This is a genomic window from Streptomyces noursei ATCC 11455 (genome assembly GCF_001704275.1).
Taxonomy (GTDB): domain Bacteria; phylum Actinomycetota; class Actinomycetes; order Streptomycetales; family Streptomycetaceae; genus Streptomyces; species Streptomyces noursei.
This window is the reverse complement of sequence record NZ_CP011533.1, coordinates 2,616,377-2,632,365: the sequence shown is the minus strand read 5'-3', so window position 1 is coordinate 2,632,365 and position 15,989 is coordinate 2,616,377. Positions and strand designations below refer to the sequence as shown.

The 15,989-nt window shown below is 72.9% G+C and carries 17 protein-coding genes; 2 read left to right on the top strand and 15 right to left on the bottom strand.

What is annotated here, in order from left to right:
* Positions 1–88 precede the first annotated feature (88 nt).
* The 14 genes from SNOUR_RS10995 to SNOUR_RS10940 form a co-directional block, all read right to left on the bottom strand.
* Positions 89–859, bottom strand: coding sequence for a sirohydrochlorin chelatase (locus SNOUR_RS10995; protein ID WP_067346099.1), 771 nt, complete (start codon positions 857–859; stop codon positions 89–91).
* A 4-nt stretch (positions 860–863) separates the two neighbouring features.
* A complete protein-coding gene (locus SNOUR_RS10990) occupies positions 864–1,928 on the bottom strand; it encodes an ABC transporter permease (RefSeq protein ID WP_067346097.1) in 1,065 nt (354 codons plus the stop codon).
* Positions 1,915–2,739 (bottom strand): ABC transporter ATP-binding protein, encoded by an 825-nt coding sequence (locus tag SNOUR_RS10985; RefSeq protein WP_067346096.1) that lies wholly within the window; start codon positions 2,737–2,739, stop codon positions 1,915–1,917. Before SNOUR_RS10985 ends, SNOUR_RS10990 begins: the two co-directional genes overlap by 14 nt.
* A 34-nt stretch (positions 2,740–2,773) precedes the next feature.
* Complete coding sequence (locus SNOUR_RS10980; protein WP_067346094.1) at positions 2,774–3,883, bottom strand: aliphatic sulfonate ABC transporter substrate-binding protein; 1,110 nt, start codon at positions 3,881–3,883, stop codon at positions 2,774–2,776.
* A 217-nt stretch (positions 3,884–4,100) separates the two neighbouring features.
* The gene (locus SNOUR_RS10975) at positions 4,101–5,495 is read right to left on the bottom strand and encodes a sulfate adenylyltransferase subunit 1 (protein ID WP_067346093.1); all 1,395 of its coding nucleotides are present in this window, start codon (positions 5,493–5,495) and stop codon (positions 4,101–4,103) included.
* Between the two features lie 2 nt (positions 5,496–5,497).
* Positions 5,498–6,436, bottom strand: a complete 939-nt coding sequence (gene cysD, locus SNOUR_RS10970) for a sulfate adenylyltransferase subunit CysD (protein WP_067346091.1) — start codon at positions 6,434–6,436, stop codon at positions 5,498–5,500.
* Positions 6,437–6,554: 118 nt separating this feature from the next.
* Positions 6,555–7,088, bottom strand: a complete 534-nt coding sequence (cysC, locus tag SNOUR_RS10965; protein ID WP_067346089.1) for an adenylyl-sulfate kinase — start codon at positions 7,086–7,088, stop codon at positions 6,555–6,557.
* 23 nt (positions 7,089–7,111) lie between these two features.
* Positions 7,112–7,801: a phosphoadenylyl-sulfate reductase gene (locus SNOUR_RS10960; protein WP_067346088.1), complete on the bottom strand. Its 690-nt coding sequence runs from the start codon at positions 7,799–7,801 to the stop codon at positions 7,112–7,114.
* Positions 7,798–8,049 (bottom strand): hypothetical protein, encoded by a 252-nt coding sequence (locus tag SNOUR_RS48285; RefSeq protein ID WP_079142507.1) that lies wholly within the window; start codon positions 8,047–8,049, stop codon positions 7,798–7,800. The genes SNOUR_RS10960 and SNOUR_RS48285 overlap by 4 nt, the downstream gene beginning before the upstream one ends.
* A gap of 34 nt (positions 8,050–8,083) precedes the next feature.
* On the bottom strand, positions 8,084–9,778 hold the full coding sequence (locus SNOUR_RS10955; protein ID WP_067346086.1) for a nitrite/sulfite reductase: 1,695 nt from the start codon (positions 9,776–9,778) through the stop codon (positions 8,084–8,086).
* A gap of 219 nt (positions 9,779–9,997) precedes the next feature.
* Entirely contained in the window at positions 9,998–10,081 is an 84-nt protein-coding gene (locus SNOUR_RS49235; protein WP_350257049.1) for a putative leader peptide, read from the bottom strand.
* A 161-nt stretch (positions 10,082–10,242) separates the two neighbouring features.
* Positions 10,243–10,833 (bottom strand): GNAT family N-acetyltransferase, encoded by a 591-nt coding sequence (locus SNOUR_RS10950; RefSeq protein ID WP_067346084.1) that lies wholly within the window; start codon positions 10,831–10,833, stop codon positions 10,243–10,245.
* A gap of 4 nt (positions 10,834–10,837) precedes the next feature.
* Entirely contained in the window at positions 10,838–11,095 is a 258-nt protein-coding gene (locus SNOUR_RS49230; RefSeq protein WP_067346082.1) for a hypothetical protein, read from the bottom strand.
* Between the two features lie 9 nt (positions 11,096–11,104).
* Positions 11,105–12,466, bottom strand: coding sequence for a helix-turn-helix domain-containing protein (locus SNOUR_RS10940; RefSeq protein WP_079142505.1), 1,362 nt, complete (start codon positions 12,464–12,466; stop codon positions 11,105–11,107).
* A 239-nt stretch (positions 12,467–12,705) separates the two neighbouring features.
* Here SNOUR_RS10940 and SNOUR_RS10935 point away from each other — a divergent pair, with 239 nt between their 5' ends.
* Entirely contained in the window at positions 12,706–13,170 is a 465-nt protein-coding gene (locus SNOUR_RS10935) for a hypothetical protein (RefSeq protein WP_312632527.1), read from the top strand.
* 166 nt (positions 13,171–13,336) lie between these two features.
* Here the strand turns inward: SNOUR_RS10935 and SNOUR_RS10930 are convergent, their stop codons facing one another.
* Positions 13,337–14,983, bottom strand: coding sequence for an acyl-CoA dehydrogenase family protein (locus SNOUR_RS10930; RefSeq protein WP_067346080.1), 1,647 nt, complete (start codon positions 14,981–14,983; stop codon positions 13,337–13,339).
* An 18-nt stretch (positions 14,984–15,001) separates the two neighbouring features.
* Here SNOUR_RS10930 and SNOUR_RS10925 point away from each other — a divergent pair, with 18 nt between their 5' ends.
* On the top strand, positions 15,002–15,988 hold the full coding sequence (locus SNOUR_RS10925) for a YihY/virulence factor BrkB family protein (RefSeq protein WP_067346079.1): 987 nt from the start codon (positions 15,002–15,004) through the stop codon (positions 15,986–15,988).
* The last annotated feature ends 1 nt before the right edge of the window (position 15,989 follow it).

Genomic DNA, 15,989 nt, shown 5'->3' with positions numbered 1-15,989 from the left:
CCTGCCCCGCTCCGGCCTTGGCCCTGACCTGCCCTGATGAGACGTGGGGCGGGGCGGGCCGCGGCGAGGCGGTGGCGGTCGGTATCGCTCAGGCGATCAGCGCCGCCGCGTCGCCGTGGGAGCGGGCCCGGACGGCCTGGTCGTAGCGGCGCAGCAGCAGCCGGGCCAGTTCGGGGGCGGCGCCGAGCACCGGGGCGAGGATGTCGGCGCGGGCCTCGCGGGCACCGGCGGCGATCCGGTCCGGCAGGAAGCCCGGCGCGATGACGTACGGGGCGACGGCCACCCGCTGGACGCCCTCGGCCCGCAGTTCCCGTACGGCGTCGGCCGTGCGGGGAAGGGATGCGGAGGCGAACGCAGGTCGCACGGCACACCAGTCAGCGGTGCGCCGCCACTCCCGCGCGATTTCAGCGATCACTGCGATCGCCTCCGGGTCTGAGGAGCCCGCCGAGGCCAGGACGACCCCGGTCGAGCGGTGGTCACCGGGCCGCAGCCCGGCCTCCTCCAGCCGGCGCTCCAGGGCGCCGGTCAGGAGGAGGGAGGGGCCGAGCACATCGGCCTGGTGGACGGTGAGCAGGGGCAGCCGTGCGGCGGCCTCCCGCAGCACCCCGGGGATGTCGGACTTCGCGTGAAAAGCACGAGTGAGGAGGAGGGGAAGCGCCACCACGTTCCGTACACCCTCGGCCGAGAGGCGCTCCAGTACACGGGGCACCCGGGGCGCGTTGAAGTCGAGGTAGCCGACCTCCACGCGCAGCCCCGGCCGCCGCTTCCGGACGCGCGCGCGGAGCGCGGCGACGGTCGCGGCGTGCCGAGGGTCGCGGCTGCCGTGGGCGATGACGAGGAGAGTGGGGCGTGTGCTCATGGTGTCAGCTCTTGACGAGGAGGCCGCGGCTGCGCAGCACCCGGCGCTCGATCGGGGCGAAGATCAACAGCTCGATGCCGATGCCGACGATCAGGATCAGCAGGATCGCGGCCAACACCCAGGACATGTCCTGCAGTTCGCGGCCCTGTTCCAGGAGCTGGCCCAGGCCGGTGCCGAGATCGGGAGCGTTGACGATGAGTTCGGCGGCCATCAGGGACCGCCAGGAGAACGCCCAGCCCTGCTTGAGCCCGGCGAGGTAGCCGGGCAGCGCGGCGGGGAGCAGCACATGGCGGACACCGGCCAGACCGGTCGCGCCGATGGTGCGGCCGGCCCGCAGATAGAGAGGAGAGATCTGGTCGACACCGGACACCAGCCCGTTGGCGATCGAGGGCACGGCGCCGAGCAGCACCACCGCGTAGATGGTGGCGTCGCTCAGCCCGAACCAGATGATCGCCGCCGGGACCCAGGCCACCGAGGGGAGGGACTGCAGCCCGCTCAGGATCGGACCGATCGCGGCCCGTACAGGCTTGACGCGGGCCACGATCAGCCCGAGCGCCGTGCCGAGGACGACCGATGCCAGGAAGCCGAGGGCGCCGCGGGAGAGGCTGGTCCACACGAAGCCCAGCAGGGTGCCTTCGAGCCACTTCTGCTGGAGCGAGCGGAAGACGTCGAGCGGGCTCGGCAGCAGATAGTGCGGCTTGAGCTGGAAGTGGTACGCGAGCTGCCACAGCGCCAGCACGATCACGATCGCGATGACGGGAGGGAAGGCCTTTGACAGCGCAGTACGCAGCCACGGCTGCCGGGCGACCACGGCGGAGTCCAGGGCGTCGAGCCCGGCCTCCAGACCGGCGAGGTCGCCGGCGGCGGGACGGGGTGTGGCGCCGGCCGCCTCGGCACCGGCTCCGGTCCGGGTTTCCGTGGTCGCCTCGGCGGGGGAACCGTCCGTGGAGCCCTCCGAGCCGGCCGCCTCGTCGGTGGCCGTGTCGGTGGCCGGGGCGGTGGAGGGTCCGGCGGGGTCGTCGCCGGGGTTTCCCTTGGCGGACGACGCGGTGGTCTCAGTGCTGGCCATGGCGGCGGATCTCCCCACGGAGCTGTTCGGTGATCTCGATGGACAGGTCGGCGACCGCGGAGTCCTCGATGCGGCGCGGCTGGGGGATGTCCACGTGCCACTCCCGGGCGACCCGGCCGGGCCGGGAGGAGAGCAGCACGACCCGCTCGCCGAGCCGCACCGCCTCACGGACGTTGTGGGTGACGAAGAGCACCGAGAGGTTGCCCGCGGTGGAGCCGCTGCTGTTCTGGGTCTGCCAGATCCGGGTCAGTTCGTCGTGCAGCACATCGCGGGTGATGGCGTCGAGGGCGGCGAACGGCTCGTCCATCAGCAGCAGTTGGCTGTCCTGGGCCAGCGCCCGGGCCATCGCCACCCGCTGGCGCATGCCGCCCGACAGCTCGTGCACCCGCTTGCCGTACGCGCCCTTGAGACGGACGAGTTCCAGCAGCCGCTCGGCCTCGCCGCGGCGCTCCGCGCGCGGCACCCCGCGCAGCCGCAGCGCCAGTTCGATGTTGCGGCCCGCGGTCAGCCACGGGAACAGCGCATGCTCCTGGAACATCAGAGCCGGCCTGCCGCCGGGCGTCTCGATGGTGCCGGCGGACGGCTTGTCCAGACCGGCCACGAGGCTGAGGAGGGTGGACTTGCCGCACCCCGAGGCCCCCAGGAGGCAGACGAAGGAGCCGGGCGCGACGTCGATGCTGATGTCGTCCAGCACCTGCTGTTGCGCGCCGGGGCGGCCGAAGGACTTCGAGACGTGGTGGATACGAGCGGCGTACGGACCGGTGGTTCCGGCGTCCGCCGGGGCGGGCTTGGTGAGCGTGCTGGTCGTCATCGGTGTCACCTCCTGGGAGTTCGGGGGGCCGGGGTCAGTTGCCGCCGAGGCCGGCGTCGTCGACCGGCGGCTTGCCCTCGGACTTGAGCACCTTGTTCAGCAGGGTGAGGTCGTAGATGCCCTTGAGGTCCGGCTTCTTCAGCAGCCCCGCCTTGACGGCGTGGTCCGCCTCCTCCTGGAGGGTGGCGGCCAGCGGGTCATCGGTGACGTCGACGTTCTTGAAGGCCGGGTCGATGACGTTGTCCGGGAGCGGCTTGCCGGTGATCGCCGGGTCGGCCAGCTTCTCGTTCAGCGCCTTGACCGCCTCGGCGGGGTGCGACCGGATCCAGGCGTTGGTCGTCACCGAGGCGCGCAGCACGGCCTCGACCGCCTTCGGGTGCTCCTTGAGGAAGCGCTGCGAGACGATCACGTTGGTGATGACGAACTTGCCGTCCGGCCACAGCTTCTTCTCGTCCAGCAGCGCCTTGCCGCCCGCGGCGACCAGCTTGGACGCGGTGGGCTCGGGCACCCAGGCGGCGTCGATGCTGCCCTGCGCGAAGGCGGTGGGCGTGACCTTGTTGTCGATGCGCTGGACGGTGACGTCGCCCTTGCCGGTGGTGGCGTCGACCGTGTAGCCCTTGCCGGCAAGGAAGTTCAGCAGGGCGACGTCCTGGGTGTTGCCCAGCTGCGGGGTGGCGATCGTCTTGCCCTTGAGGTCGTCCAGGCTCTTGATCTTCTTGGGGTTGACGATCAGCGAGACACCGCCGGAGGCCGAACCGGCGATGATCTTCAGGCTCTTGCCGTGCGACTTCACATAGCCGTTGATCGCGGGGGAGGGGCCGATCCAGCCGATGTCGATGGCGTTCGAGTTGAGCGCCTCGATCTCGGCGGGGCCGGCGTTGAAGACCGAGGACTTCACCGCGGTGCCGCCCAGCTCCTTCTGGAACTGGCCGGTCTGAAGGCCGATCAGCGGCGTGGCGTGGGTGGTGTTGCCGAAGAATCCGATCTTGACCTGATCGAGCCCGTCGACCTTGGGCCCCTTCGGGGCGACGGTGGCCGCGGTGTCCTTCTGGGCCTGGGAGCCGTAGCCGCAGGCCCCCAGCGCGAGGGTCAGCAACGGGACGGCGGCGGCGACCGCCAGGAGGCGATGACGAACGGCAGACACGGGAGGTGTTCCTCTCGGAAGGCCGGGGGAGTACGCGCCTCGCTAGGGGGGCGCGCCCGGCGAAAGGGTGGAACTTCGGAGGGAGGACGTGGGGGGTACGGAGTCGGGCCCGGTCAGCACATACATCGGCCGACTCCGCCCTGTCCGCTCCCGAGGGCGCCGCTGCCGACGCGGCCCCCTTCCTTCGCGAAGGTCGAGAAGATGTCCCTGAGCATGATCAGAAATCCCACCCCTCGTCGTCGGTCGCACCCTCCGGCGCCGGGTCCGCGGTCGCCTCCGCGAACGCCGTGCCCGCCATGCCCGCGGTCAGCGTGGTGCCGTCCGAGGGGTCGATCAGCAGGAAGGAGCCGGTGCGCCGGGAGTCCGCGTAGGCGTCCAGCGCCAGCGGCGCGGCGGTGCGGACCACGATCCGGCCGATGTCGTTGGCGACCAGTTCACCGGGGGCCGGGTGCTGGGAGAGATCGTCCAGGGTCAGCCGGGACGGGATCTCCTTGACGATCGCCTTGACGGTGCGGGTGGTGTGCTTGAGCAGCACCCGCTGCCCGACGGTCAGCGGCCGGTCGGCGACGTGGCAGACGGTGGCCTCGACGTCCTGGGTGACCGACGGCGCCGCGGCGGCCGGGGCGATCAGGTCGCCGCGGGAGACGTCGATGTCGTCGGCGAGCCGGAGGGTCACCGACTGCGGTGCCCAGGCGACGTCCACGCTCTGGCCGAGCGCGTCGATCCCCTCGACGGTGCTCGTCCGGCCCGAGGGCAGTACGGTGACGGCGTCGCCGACGCGCAGCACGCCGGAGGCGATCTGGCCCGCGTAGCCGCGGTAGTCGGGGTGCTCGGCGGTCTGCGGACGGATGACGTACTGGACCGGGAAGCGGGCCGGGTCGTCCGACGGGTCGGCGACCACCGGCACGGTCTCCAGGTGCTCCAGCACGGTCGGGCCGCCGTACCAGTCCATGGTGGCCGACGGCGTCACGACGTTGTCGCCGGCCAGCGCCGAGATCGGGATGGCGGTGCACCAGTTTTCCTGGGGGTCTCCCCCAGACCCCCAGCCCGGCACGCCCAGCGAGCCGGCGTAGGCGGTGAACTCCTCGGCGATGGCCGCGAAGACGGACTCCTGGTAGTCGACCAGGTCCATCTTGTTGACGGCCAGCACGACGTGCGGCACCCGCAGCAGGGCGGCGACCGCGGCGTGCCGGCGGGTCTGCTCGACCACGCCGTTGCGGGCGTCGACGAGGACGACGGCCAGCTCGGCGGTGGACGCCCCGGTCACCATGTTCCGGGTGTACTGCACATGCCCGGGGGTGTCGGCCAGGATGAAGCGGCGGCGCGGGGTGGCGAAGTAGCGGTAGGCCACGTCGATGGTGATGCCCTGTTCGCGCTCGGCGCGCAGCCCGTCCGTCAGCAGCGCCAGGTCCGGCGCCTCCTGCCCGCGGTTGCGGGACGCGTGCTCGACGGCCTCCAACTGGTCGGCGAGGACCGACTTGGAGTCGTGCAGCAGCCGGCCGACCAGGGTCGACTTGCCGTCGTCCACGGAGCCGGCGGTGGCGAAGCGCAGCAGCGAGGTGGCACCCGCATCCACCGTCAGGTCCGCACGGGTGGTGTTGGTCGTGCTCATGGCTAGAAGTACCCCTCGCGCTTGCGGTCCTCCATGGCGGCCTCGGACAGCTTGTCGTCGGCCCGGGTCGCGCCCCGCTCGGTGAGCCGGGACGCGGCGATCTCCGCGATGACGGCCTCGATGGTGTCCGCGTCCGACTCGACGGCGCCGGTGCAGGACATGTCGCCGACGGTGCGGTAGCGCACCTGCCGGACCTCCAGCCGCTCGCCGTCCTTCGGGCCGCCCCACTCACCGGGCGCCAGCCACATGCCGCTGCGCGCGAAGACCTCGCGCTCGTGGGCGTAGTAGATGGCGGGGAGTTCGATCTTCTCGCGGGCGATGTACTGCCAGACGTCCAGCTCGGTCCAGTTGGAGAGCGGGAAGACCCGGACGTGCTCGCCGGGCGAGTGCCGGCCGTTGTAGAGCTGCCACAGCTCGGGCCGCTGCCGGCGCGGGTCCCAGCCGCCGAACTCGTCGCGCAGCGAGAACACCCGCTCCTTGGCGCGCGCCTTCTCCTCGTCCCGCCGGCCACCGCCGAAGACCGCGTCGAAGCGGTTCTTCTCGATGGCGTCCAGCAGCGGCACGGTCTGCAGCGGGTTGCGGGTGCCGTCCGGGCGCTCGCGCAGCTCGCCGCGGTCGATGAAGTCCTGCACCGAGGCGACGTGCAGCCGCAGCCCGTGCCGCGCCACGGTGCGGTCGCGGTAGTCGAGGACCTCGGGGAAGTTGTGCCCGGTGTCGACGTGCAGCAGCGCGAACGGTACCGGCGCCGGCGCGAACGCCTTCAGCGCCAGGTGCAGCATGACGATGGAGTCCTTGCCGCCGGAGAAGAGGATCACCGGCCGCTCGAACTCGCCCGCCACCTCGCGGAAGATGTGCACCGCCTCGGACTCCAGGGCGTCCAGGTGCGACAGAGCGTAGGGGTTGTTGTCCAGGTCCTCGGAAAGCGAAGCAACGGTGGTCACGCGGTATCCCCTTCGTACTCCCCCAGACTCCGTCCGGGGGCACCTCCATCTCCGCCCACGCGGCACAGAGGGGCGGGTATCACGGCCTGCTGCGGGTCGGTGCCCGCGTGTGTGCCGCTCACGCCAGCCCCCTCTCGACGAGCAGCGCGTGCAGCGCCGCCGCGGATTCCCGCACGGTCTGGGTGTGCGACTCGATCCGCAGGTCCGGCGCCGCGGGCGCCTCGTACGGGTCGTCCACGCCGGTCAGGCCGGAGATCTCGCCGGCCGCCTGCTTGGCGTACAGCCCCTTCACATCGCGCTCGGAGCACACCTCGACCGGGGTGGCGACGTGCACCTCCAGGTACGCGGTGCCCTCGCTCTGGTGGCGCTCGCGCACCGCCTCGCGGCTGTCCGCGTACGGGGCGATCACCGGGACCAGGGCCTTCACGCCGTTGCTCGCCAGCAGTTCGGCGACGAAGCCGATCCGCTGGACGTTGGTGTGCCGGTCCTCGCGGCCGAATCCGAGGCCCGCGGAGAGGAACTCGCGGATCTCGTCGCCGTCGAGCACCTCGACGCGATGGCCCTCGCCGCGCAGCCGCTCGGCCAGCTCACGCGCGAGGGTCGTCTTGCCCGCGCTCGGCAGACCGGTCAGCCAGATCGTGGCGCCCGTCATCTGTGTCTCCAAAAACTCCGCCATCAGTGCAGTCCGCACTCGGTCTTGTTGCTGCCGGCCCAGCGGCCGGCCCGCGCGTCCTCCCCCGCCAGCACCCGGCGGGTGCAGGGGGCGCAGCCGACGGAGGCGTAGCCGTCCATCAGCAGTGGGTTGGTGAGCACCCCGTGCTCGGCCACGTACGCGTCCACGTCGTCCTGCGTCCAGCGGGCGATCGGCGAGACCTTCACCTTGCGCCGCTTGGTGTCCCAGCCGACGACCGGGGTGTTCGCCCGGGTCGGCGACTCGTCCCGGCGCAGCCCGGTCGCCCAGGCGTCGTAGCCGGTCAGGCCCTCTTCGAGCGGCTTGACCTTGCGCAGCGCGCAGCACAGGTCGGGGTCGCGGTCGTGCAGCCTCGGCCCGTACTCGGCGTCCTGCTCGGCCACCGTCTGTCGGGGCGTCAGGGTGATGACGTTGACGTCCATCACCGCCGCCACCGCGTCCCGGGTGCCGATGGTCTCCGGGAAGTGGTAGCCGGTGTCCAGGAACACCACGTCCACGCCGGGGAGGGCCCGCGAGGCCAGGTGCGCGACGACCGCGTCCTCCATCGAGGAGGTGACGCAGAAGCGCGGACCGAAGGTCTCGGCGGCCCAGGTGAGGATCTCCAGGGCGGGCGCGTCCTCCAGGTCGCGGCCCGCCTGCTCGGCGAGCCGCTGAAGGTCGGTGGTGGTGGTCACGGCGTACCTCCGTCGGATGCGGAAGGAGCTGCGGAAGGGGAAGGAGGCGGGGCGGACCCGGCGGCTCCGGGGGCCAGCAGCCCCAGGAACTTCAGCCGGAAGGCCCGGCTGCACGCCCGGCACTCCCACGCTCCGCCCCCGAGCCCTCGGCCCCGCTCGGGCTGGGCGGACCCCCCTCCCTCCTCGGAGGGGCGCAGGTCCTCGTCCCCGCAGTACGGGCAGTAGAACGGCGCGGCGCGTTCGCTCACGGTTCCTCCCGTTCGGTCTCGGTGCGATGCGGCGTCACTTCAGCGCACCCTCTTCGGCGCGCGCCGCCCAGCTGGCGAACCGCTCGCCCTCCGTGCGCTGCGCCTCGAAGTTGCGCAGCACCCGCTCGACGTAGTCGGGCAGCTCCGCGGAGGTCACCTTCAGCCCGCGGACCTTGCGGCCGAAGCCGGGCTCCAGGCCCAGCGCGCCGCCCAGGTGCACCTGGTAGCCCTCGACCTGGTTGCCGTCGTCGTCCAGTACCAGCTGGCCCTTGAGGCCGATGTCGGCGACCTGGATGCGGGCGCAGGCGTTCGGGCAGCCGTTGAGGTTGATGGTGATCGGCTCCTGGAAGTCCGGCATCCGGCGCTCCAGTTCGTCGATCAGCGCGGCGCCGCGTCCCTTGGTCTCGACGATGGCGAGCTTGCAGAACTCGATGCCGGTGCAGGCCATGGTGCCGCGCCGGAACGGCGAGGGGTCGACCTGGAAGTCCAGCGCCTCCAGCCCGGCGACCAGGGAGTCGACCCGGTCCTCGGTCACGTCGAGGATGATCATCTTCTGCTCGACGGTGGTGCGCAGCCGGTCCGAGCCGTGCGCGGCGGCGAGTTCGGCGACCTTGGTGAGGGTGGCGCCGTCGACCCGGCCGACGCGCGGGGCGAAGCCGACGTAGAAGCGGCCGTCCTGCTGCCGGTGCACGCCGATGTGGTCGCGCCACTTGTGCGCGGGCTGCTCGGGCGCCGGGCCGTCGACCAGCTTCCGCTTGAGGTACTCGTCCTCCAGCACCTGGCGGAACTTCTCCGGGCCCCAGTCGGCCATCAGGAACTTCAGGCGGGCGCGGGTGCGCAGCCGCCGGTAGCCGTAGTCGCGGAAGATCCCGACCACGCCGGCCCAGACGTCGGCGACCTCGTCCAGCGGCACCCAGGTGCCCAGGCGCTGCGCGAGCTTGGGGTTGGTGGACAGGCCGCCGCCGACCCACAGGTCGAAGCCCGGCCCGTGCTCGGGGTGGACGACGCCGACGAACGCCACGTCGTTGATCTCGTGCACCACGTCCTGGACGGGCGAGCCGGAGATCGCGGTCTTGAACTTGCGCGGCAGGTTGGAGAACTCCTTGCTGCCGATGTAGCGCTCGTGGATCTCGTCCACGGCCGGGGTGCCGTCGATGATCTCGTCCGCCGCGATGCCGGCCACCGGGGAACCGATGATCACGCGCGGGCAGTCGCCGCACGCCTCGGTCGTGGACAGGCCCACCGCCTCCAGCTTCTCCCAGATGGCCGGGACGTCCTCGATGCGCACCCAGTGCAGCTGGATGTTCTGCCGGTCGGTGATGTCCGCGGTGCCCCGGGCGAACTGCTCGGAGACCTCGCCGATGGCGCGCAGCTGGGCGACGGTGAGCCGGCCGCCGTCGATGCGGACCCGCAGCATGAAGTACTTGTCGTCGAGCTCCTCGGGCTCCAGCACCGCGGTCTTGCCGCCGTCGATCCCGGGCTTGCGCTGGGTGTACAGGCCCCACCAACGCATCCGGCCCCGCAGGTCGTTGGGGTCGATGGAGTCGAAGCCGGCCTTGGAGTAGATCGTCTCAATGCGTGTCCGCACATTGAGACCGTCGTCGTCCTTCTTGAACTGCTCGTTGCCGTTGAGGGGCGTGAAGTGGCCAACGGCCCACTGACCCTCGCCGCGGTGGCGGCCGGCCTTGCGGCGGGTCGTGGCGGTGGGGTGTTCCGGGGTGGCGGCCATGGGTTTCGTCCTTCTGGGCGGCTCAAAGGGGGCTGCGGACGGTGCGATGCACCCCTGTTGACCTGCGCGGACACACCGAAGCGCGGCGCGCGGGCGCGCGTCGGCGGTGGGCTGCAGGGTTGGGGGCAACGCGTCCGCGACGGTGGGGACGGCGTGCGAAGCGGTGGTGCTGAGTGCTGTCCGGGTACGCAGGGCGGCGGGGCCCTCACGCGTACAGCGTCAGCCTGCCCGACAAATGGCGCTGGACATGCGGCCGAGGTCGACGTGGCGTCGACTCACCAAGGCAATTCCAGCTCGAGACATGACGGAAGCGTGGCACGCGGCTCTCTGGCCAGTCCACCGTCATCCAAGATATGGACATGAGCGTCCCGCATTGCGAGACGCTGTGGCGTCCGTCACGTAAGGAGGGGGTGCCGCCGGATTCCGGCCGCACCCCCTCCATGGGTCCGCGGTGAGCCTGTGCGTCAGCCGGCGGGGGCCGGCGTCGGTCCCGCGCCGGGCCACGGGCCGAGGTTCTCGGCCAGCGGCTCCTCGGTCACCGTGGTGTCGTACAGCCGGAAGCCGCGCCGCTCGTAGTTGGCCCGCGCATGGGCCCCGTCGTCGCTGCAGGTGTGCACCCACACCCGCGTGGTCTCCGGCACGTCCGGCCACCGCTCGGCCAGGTCCCAGGCCCGCGCCGTCCCGTAGCCGAGCAGGTGCCCGCCGATCCGCCGCCCCCGGAAGGCCGGCAGCAGCCCGAAGTAGGCGACCTCCACCACCCCCTCCGGCTGGGCCTCGAGCTCGATGAAGCCGGCGGGCGTGCCGCGCTCGTACGCCACCCAGGTCTCGGTCCCCGGCTTCCCGAGGTGTTCGGCCCATCGCGCGTACGGCCACTCCAGGCGGTCGGTCCACAGGATGTCCCCGCCGACCGCCGTATAGAGGAACCGGCTGAATTCGGGTGAGGGTGACTGGGAGTGGACGATCCGTACATCCTGCTCGGCGAGCGGCTCGACGGCGGGCGCCAGATCGGCGCGCGAGGTCTGTTCGAGATACCAGGTGGTGACGGTGTGGCTCATGGTGTCAGCACATCACACCGGTGGAGGGGCGGCGACCGGTCCGGAGGGCGGCGTCCACCCGGGCCGGCAGCCCGGGCCGGCCGGTGCGCTCCCGGGCCGCCTCCACATCACGGAACAGCCCGTCCACCTGCTGGGACGGCAGGGCCGCCCCGAGGAAGCCGTCGCCCCGCCGGGCCACCCGCTCGACCGCGGCCGAAACCGATCCGCCGAACAGTACCCCGGTCCGCGGCGGCGCCCGGGCCGCCGTGTTCTCCGAGCGCACCCCGACCCCTCACACCGGCCCGACGACGGCCCCCGTCCGCCGGGCCGCCAGCACCGCCGGCGACGTGGAGTGCGGCAGCAGCTCCAGGGGCCGGGCCGGCAGCCGGAGTTCGACCTGGACCCCGTCCGCGAAGCGGTACGGCCGGTGGGCCAGCACCCCCGCGAGATGGCGCCGCAGCCGCGACAGCTCGGCCCGGACCGTCACCGTGCGCCCGCCGTCGCCGAACACGTCCCGGGCCAGCTCGGCGGCGCTGCGGCCGTGCGGATGGATGGCCAGCAGGAACAGCAGCTCGGCGTGGCGCGGGGTCAGCGCGTGCGACCAGTTGCCCGCCGGCCCGGCCACCGTCACCACCGGACCGTCGGCACCGCCGAGGTCCAGCACCACCCGGTGCGGCCCGGGCGCCCGCTCCGGCCGGCCGAGCCGGATCAGCCAACCGCCCGGCAGCGGCTCCAACGTGCACATCCCGTACCGCGGCAGCCACAGCGGCCCGGCCTCCGGTTCCTTGGGCAGTGCCACCCGGTCCGGCGGGGTCATCCCCGTCACCGCGGCCGTCCAGCCGTGCGGATCGACGGCCAGAGCCCGCCCGCCGATCCGCGCCAGTATCGGCGCCGCGCTCGCCCGTAGCCGCCCCAGGGACGCGTGGTGGCGGGTCCGCAGCTCGCCCTCGGCGAGCCGGGCCACCGCGGAGACCAGGGCCAGCGTCGTCGGGTGGAACGAGGGCGCCGGGCCGCTGACGTCCACCGTGCCCAGCAGTCGCCCGTCGCGCGGGTCGTGCAGCGGTGCCGCGGCGCACGTCCACTGGTGGTGGCTGCGCAGGAAGTGCTCGGCGGAGTGCACCAGGACCGGGCTGCGGGCCACCAGCGCGGTGCCGATCGCATTGGTGCCGACCACCCCTTCCGTCCAGTCGGCGCCCTTGTCGAAGCCCAGCCGGTCGGCCATCCGCCGGATCGGGGCGCTGCCCTCCCGCCAGAGCACCCGGCCCTCGGCGTCGGTGACCACCATGATCTGCTGGGCGGCGTCGGCGGTCGGCAGCAGCCCGCCGCCGAGCACCGGCAGTATCGACGCCAGCTGGGACTTCTGCCGCCGGTGCTCCAACTCGGCCATCGACAGGGGATGTTGGTCGGTCCCCCGCTCCGGGTCCACACCGCGGTCCAGCACCCGTCGCCAGGATTCGCCGATCACCGTACGGGGCGCGTCCCGGGGCACGTCCGCCGGCAGGTGGTCGCCGGCCAGCGCCGCCTCGTGGAGCCCGGCCAGCCGCCGCGAGGTCTCCCGGATGTCCTGGGCAGACCGGACGGCGCTCTCGACCGGTCTGTCGGTCGGCCGGTCCCCGGTTCGCCCGCCGGTCCTGTCGATCGGTCTGTCGCTCACACTGCTCCCCGTCGTGCCCGTGTGTCCGGTCGGTGCCCATCGTGCCGTCAGCCGCCCGCCCTGGAGAGCCCATTGACCAGATCGGTTGCAACGGAATGCAACCGTTGTGGCCTATGACGCCTGCGGGGAAATCTGGTGTCAGCGGCCGATGGCACCCTTCCCCTGCCTCGTGGGTCGGGGACCCACATCCGGAGGTTTCGCCGGTCACCCGACGGAGAACCCGCCGGAGCCCGCCGGGGATGCGATCGGCCGCCCGCGTCGTCGGCACGCTGGGGGAGGGGGACACCATGGTGGCCGCCGTCCCACGTGTCGTGGTGATCGGCACCGGCGAGGGCGGTCGGCTCGCCCGGGCCGCCCGGCTGGCCGGGCACTACGGCGTGCCCCGACTGTCCGCGGTCGACGTCCTGATCAGACGTCAGCCACTGCCGAGCGCAGGATATGTGATCGACGGTGCGCCGCAACTCCTCGACCGGGTGGCGCGCTTCGGCGGTCCGCTGCCCGCACCGGCCTTCGCCGACCTCGTCGTGCATCTGCGCGAGGCGGAGCGGGACGGCACGGGTGACGTCTCCCGCGTGATCCGGTACTACGAGGCGCGCGGCGTGCTGGTCGGCTTCCGGCCGGACGTACCGGACGCCGAGATCATCGTGGCCATCGACGCGGCGCTGCGCGGGCGCACCGCGCCGCAGCCGCCGCGATGGCCCTGAAGACCGGGATCGGTGCCGAGTCGGCGCGGCACCGTTCCCTGCCCGGCGCGGCGGCGGTTGTCCCCTGTCCCGTCCCTCACCCGGGGCCGCCTCCTGACGGCTCCGAGGGGACGGCGAACCGCCGCCGCGCCACCGGAGGCCGGGCGGGCGCACCCGGTGGCACGCACTACTCGGCCACCACCACCGGGCGCGCCCGCCCCACCACCGCGGCCAGGTCCAGCGTGTGCGGCAGCGTGCCGAACGCCGCCCCCGCGTCGCCGCCCAGCCGCGCGGCACAGAACGCGTCGGCCACCTCCGGCGGCGCGTACCGCACCAGCAACGCCCCCTGGAGCACCAGCGCCATCCGCTCGGCCAGCCGCCGGGCCCGCGCCTCGATGCCCTCCAGATCGGCGAGTTCGGTCAGCAGCCCCCTGATCGCCCGGTCCAGCCGGTGGTCGGCGCCCCGCGCGGTGCCGATCTCGGACAGATACGCGTCCAGCGCCGCCGGTTCGCGCCGCAGCGCCCGCAGCACATCGAGCGCCTGGACGTTGCCCGCGCCCTCCCAGATCGAGTTCAGCGGGGCCTCCCGCAGCAGCCGCGGCAGCCCCGACTCCTCCACGTAGCCGTTGCCGCCCAGGCACTCCAGCGCCTCCGCGACCATGGGCGTGCACCGCTTGGTCACCCAGTACTTGGCCGCCGGCACCGCCAGCCGCAGGAAGGCCCGGTCCCGTTCGGTGCCGCTGTCGTAGGCCGCCGCCAGCCGCAGCGCCACCGTGGTCGCCGCCTCCGACTCCAGGGCCAGGTCGGCCGACACGTTGCGCATCAGCGGCTGGTCGGCCAGCTTGCGCCCGAACGCCGCCCGGTGCGCGGTGTGGTGCAGCGCCTGCGCCACCGCCTGCCGCATCACCGCCGCCGACGCGGTGACGCAGTCCAGCCGGGTCGCCGCGACCATCTCGATGATCGTCGCCACCCCGCGCCCCTCCTCCCCGACCCGGCGCGCCCAGGTGTGCCCGTCGAACTCCACCTCCGCCGAGGCGTTCGAGCGGTTGCCGAGCTTGTCCTTGAGCCGCTGGATCCGGAAGGCGTTGCGGGTGCCGTCCGGCAGCACCCGCGGCAGCAGGAAGCAGGTCAGCCCGCCCGGCGCCTGGGCCAGCACCAGGAACGCGTCCGACATCGGCGCCGAGCAGAACCACTTGTGGCCGGTCAGGGCGTACTCCCCGGCCGCCGCGAGCGGTTCGGCGCGGGTGGTGTTCGCCCGGACGTCGCTGCCGCCCTGCTTCTCCGTCATCGCCATCCCCGCCAGCGCGCCCGCCTTGCGCGCCACGGGCCGCAGCTCCGCGTCGTACACCCGCGAGGTCAGCAGCGGCTCCCACACCGCGGCCAGCTCCGGTTCGGCCCGCAGCGCGGGCACCGCCGCATGGGTCATCGACAGCGGACAGCCGTGCCCCGCCTCCACCTGGGTCCACACCAGGAAGCCCGAGGTGCGCCGGACGTGCCCGTGCGGACGCGACCAGGCGTCGGTCAGCCCGGCCGTGACGGCGTGTCCGAGCAGCCGGTGCCAGGCCGGGTGGAACTCCACCTCGTCGATGCGGTGTCCGTAGCGGTCGTGGGTGCGCAGCACCGGCGGGGAGCCGTTGGCCTGCTCGCCCCAGCGCTGTGCCTGGGCCGAACCTGCCGCCCGCCCCAGCCGGCCCAGTTCCTCCCGCACCTCGTCGAGGTGCTCCCCGGCGACGTACCGGGCCACCCCCTCGGTGAGCGCCGGATCGGCGGCGAAGACGTCGTAGCCGGTGAGCGGCGGGGGCTGGTTCGTCACGGTATGAGTGGTAGCTGCCATGCCCGATACGGTAAAGAGGTGCAGCCGCCGAACGAACCCACCGAACCGCACGGGCCGCCCCGGGGGCGTCTCACCCGTGCCCGGGTGCTCTACCGCAACGTCTCCAAGCGGCGGCTGGCGTGGCTGCTGGTCAAGGACATCGTCGGCAGCTGCATGCGCTACCGGGTCACCGGCCTGGCCGCCGAGGCGGCGTTCTGGTGCCTGCTCTCGCTTCCCCCGCTGATCCTGGGCCTGCTCGGCGTCCTCGGCTACACCGAACCGTGGATCGGCCACACCACCCTGGAGAACTTCCGCGGCCACCTGCTGCAGGCCGCCGGCACCGTCCTGTCCCACCGGGGCGTCGACGAGATCGCCCGGCCCCTGCTGCACGACGTCTTCACCGGCCGCCGCCCCGACGTCATCTCCCTGGGCTTCGCCCTCGCCCTGTGGTCCGGCTCCCGCGCGCTCAACGTCTTCGTGGACACCATCACGATCATGTACGGGCTCGACGGCCGGCGCGGCATCGTCAAGACCCGGCTGCTGTCCTTCGTGCTCTACCTCGCCGCCCTGGCCGCCGGCGCCATCGCCCTGCCGCTGATGGTCGCCGGCCCCGACGTGGTGGTCGGCTGGCTGCCGGCCAGCGGGAACGTCATCCGCGCCCTGTACTGGCCGGTCGTGCTGATCCTCTCCATCGCCTTCCTGACCACCCTCTACCACCTGTCGGTGCCGGTCCGTTCGCCCTGGCGCGAGGACATCCCCGGCGCCGTCGTCGCCCTGGCGATGTGGATCCTCGGCAGCTTCCTGCTCCGCCTCTACCTCACCGCGGCCGTCGAGGGCCCCACCATCTACGGCTCCCTGGCCGCGCCGATCGCGGTCCTGCTGTGGATCGGGGTCTCCGCCTTCGCGGTCCTGGTCGGCGCCGCCATGAACGCCGCGCTGGACCGGGTGTGGCCGTCGGTCGCCACCGCCGCCGCCCGCGCGGAGCTCGCCCGGCGCCGGGCCGCCGAGGACCTCGACGCCGGCTGAC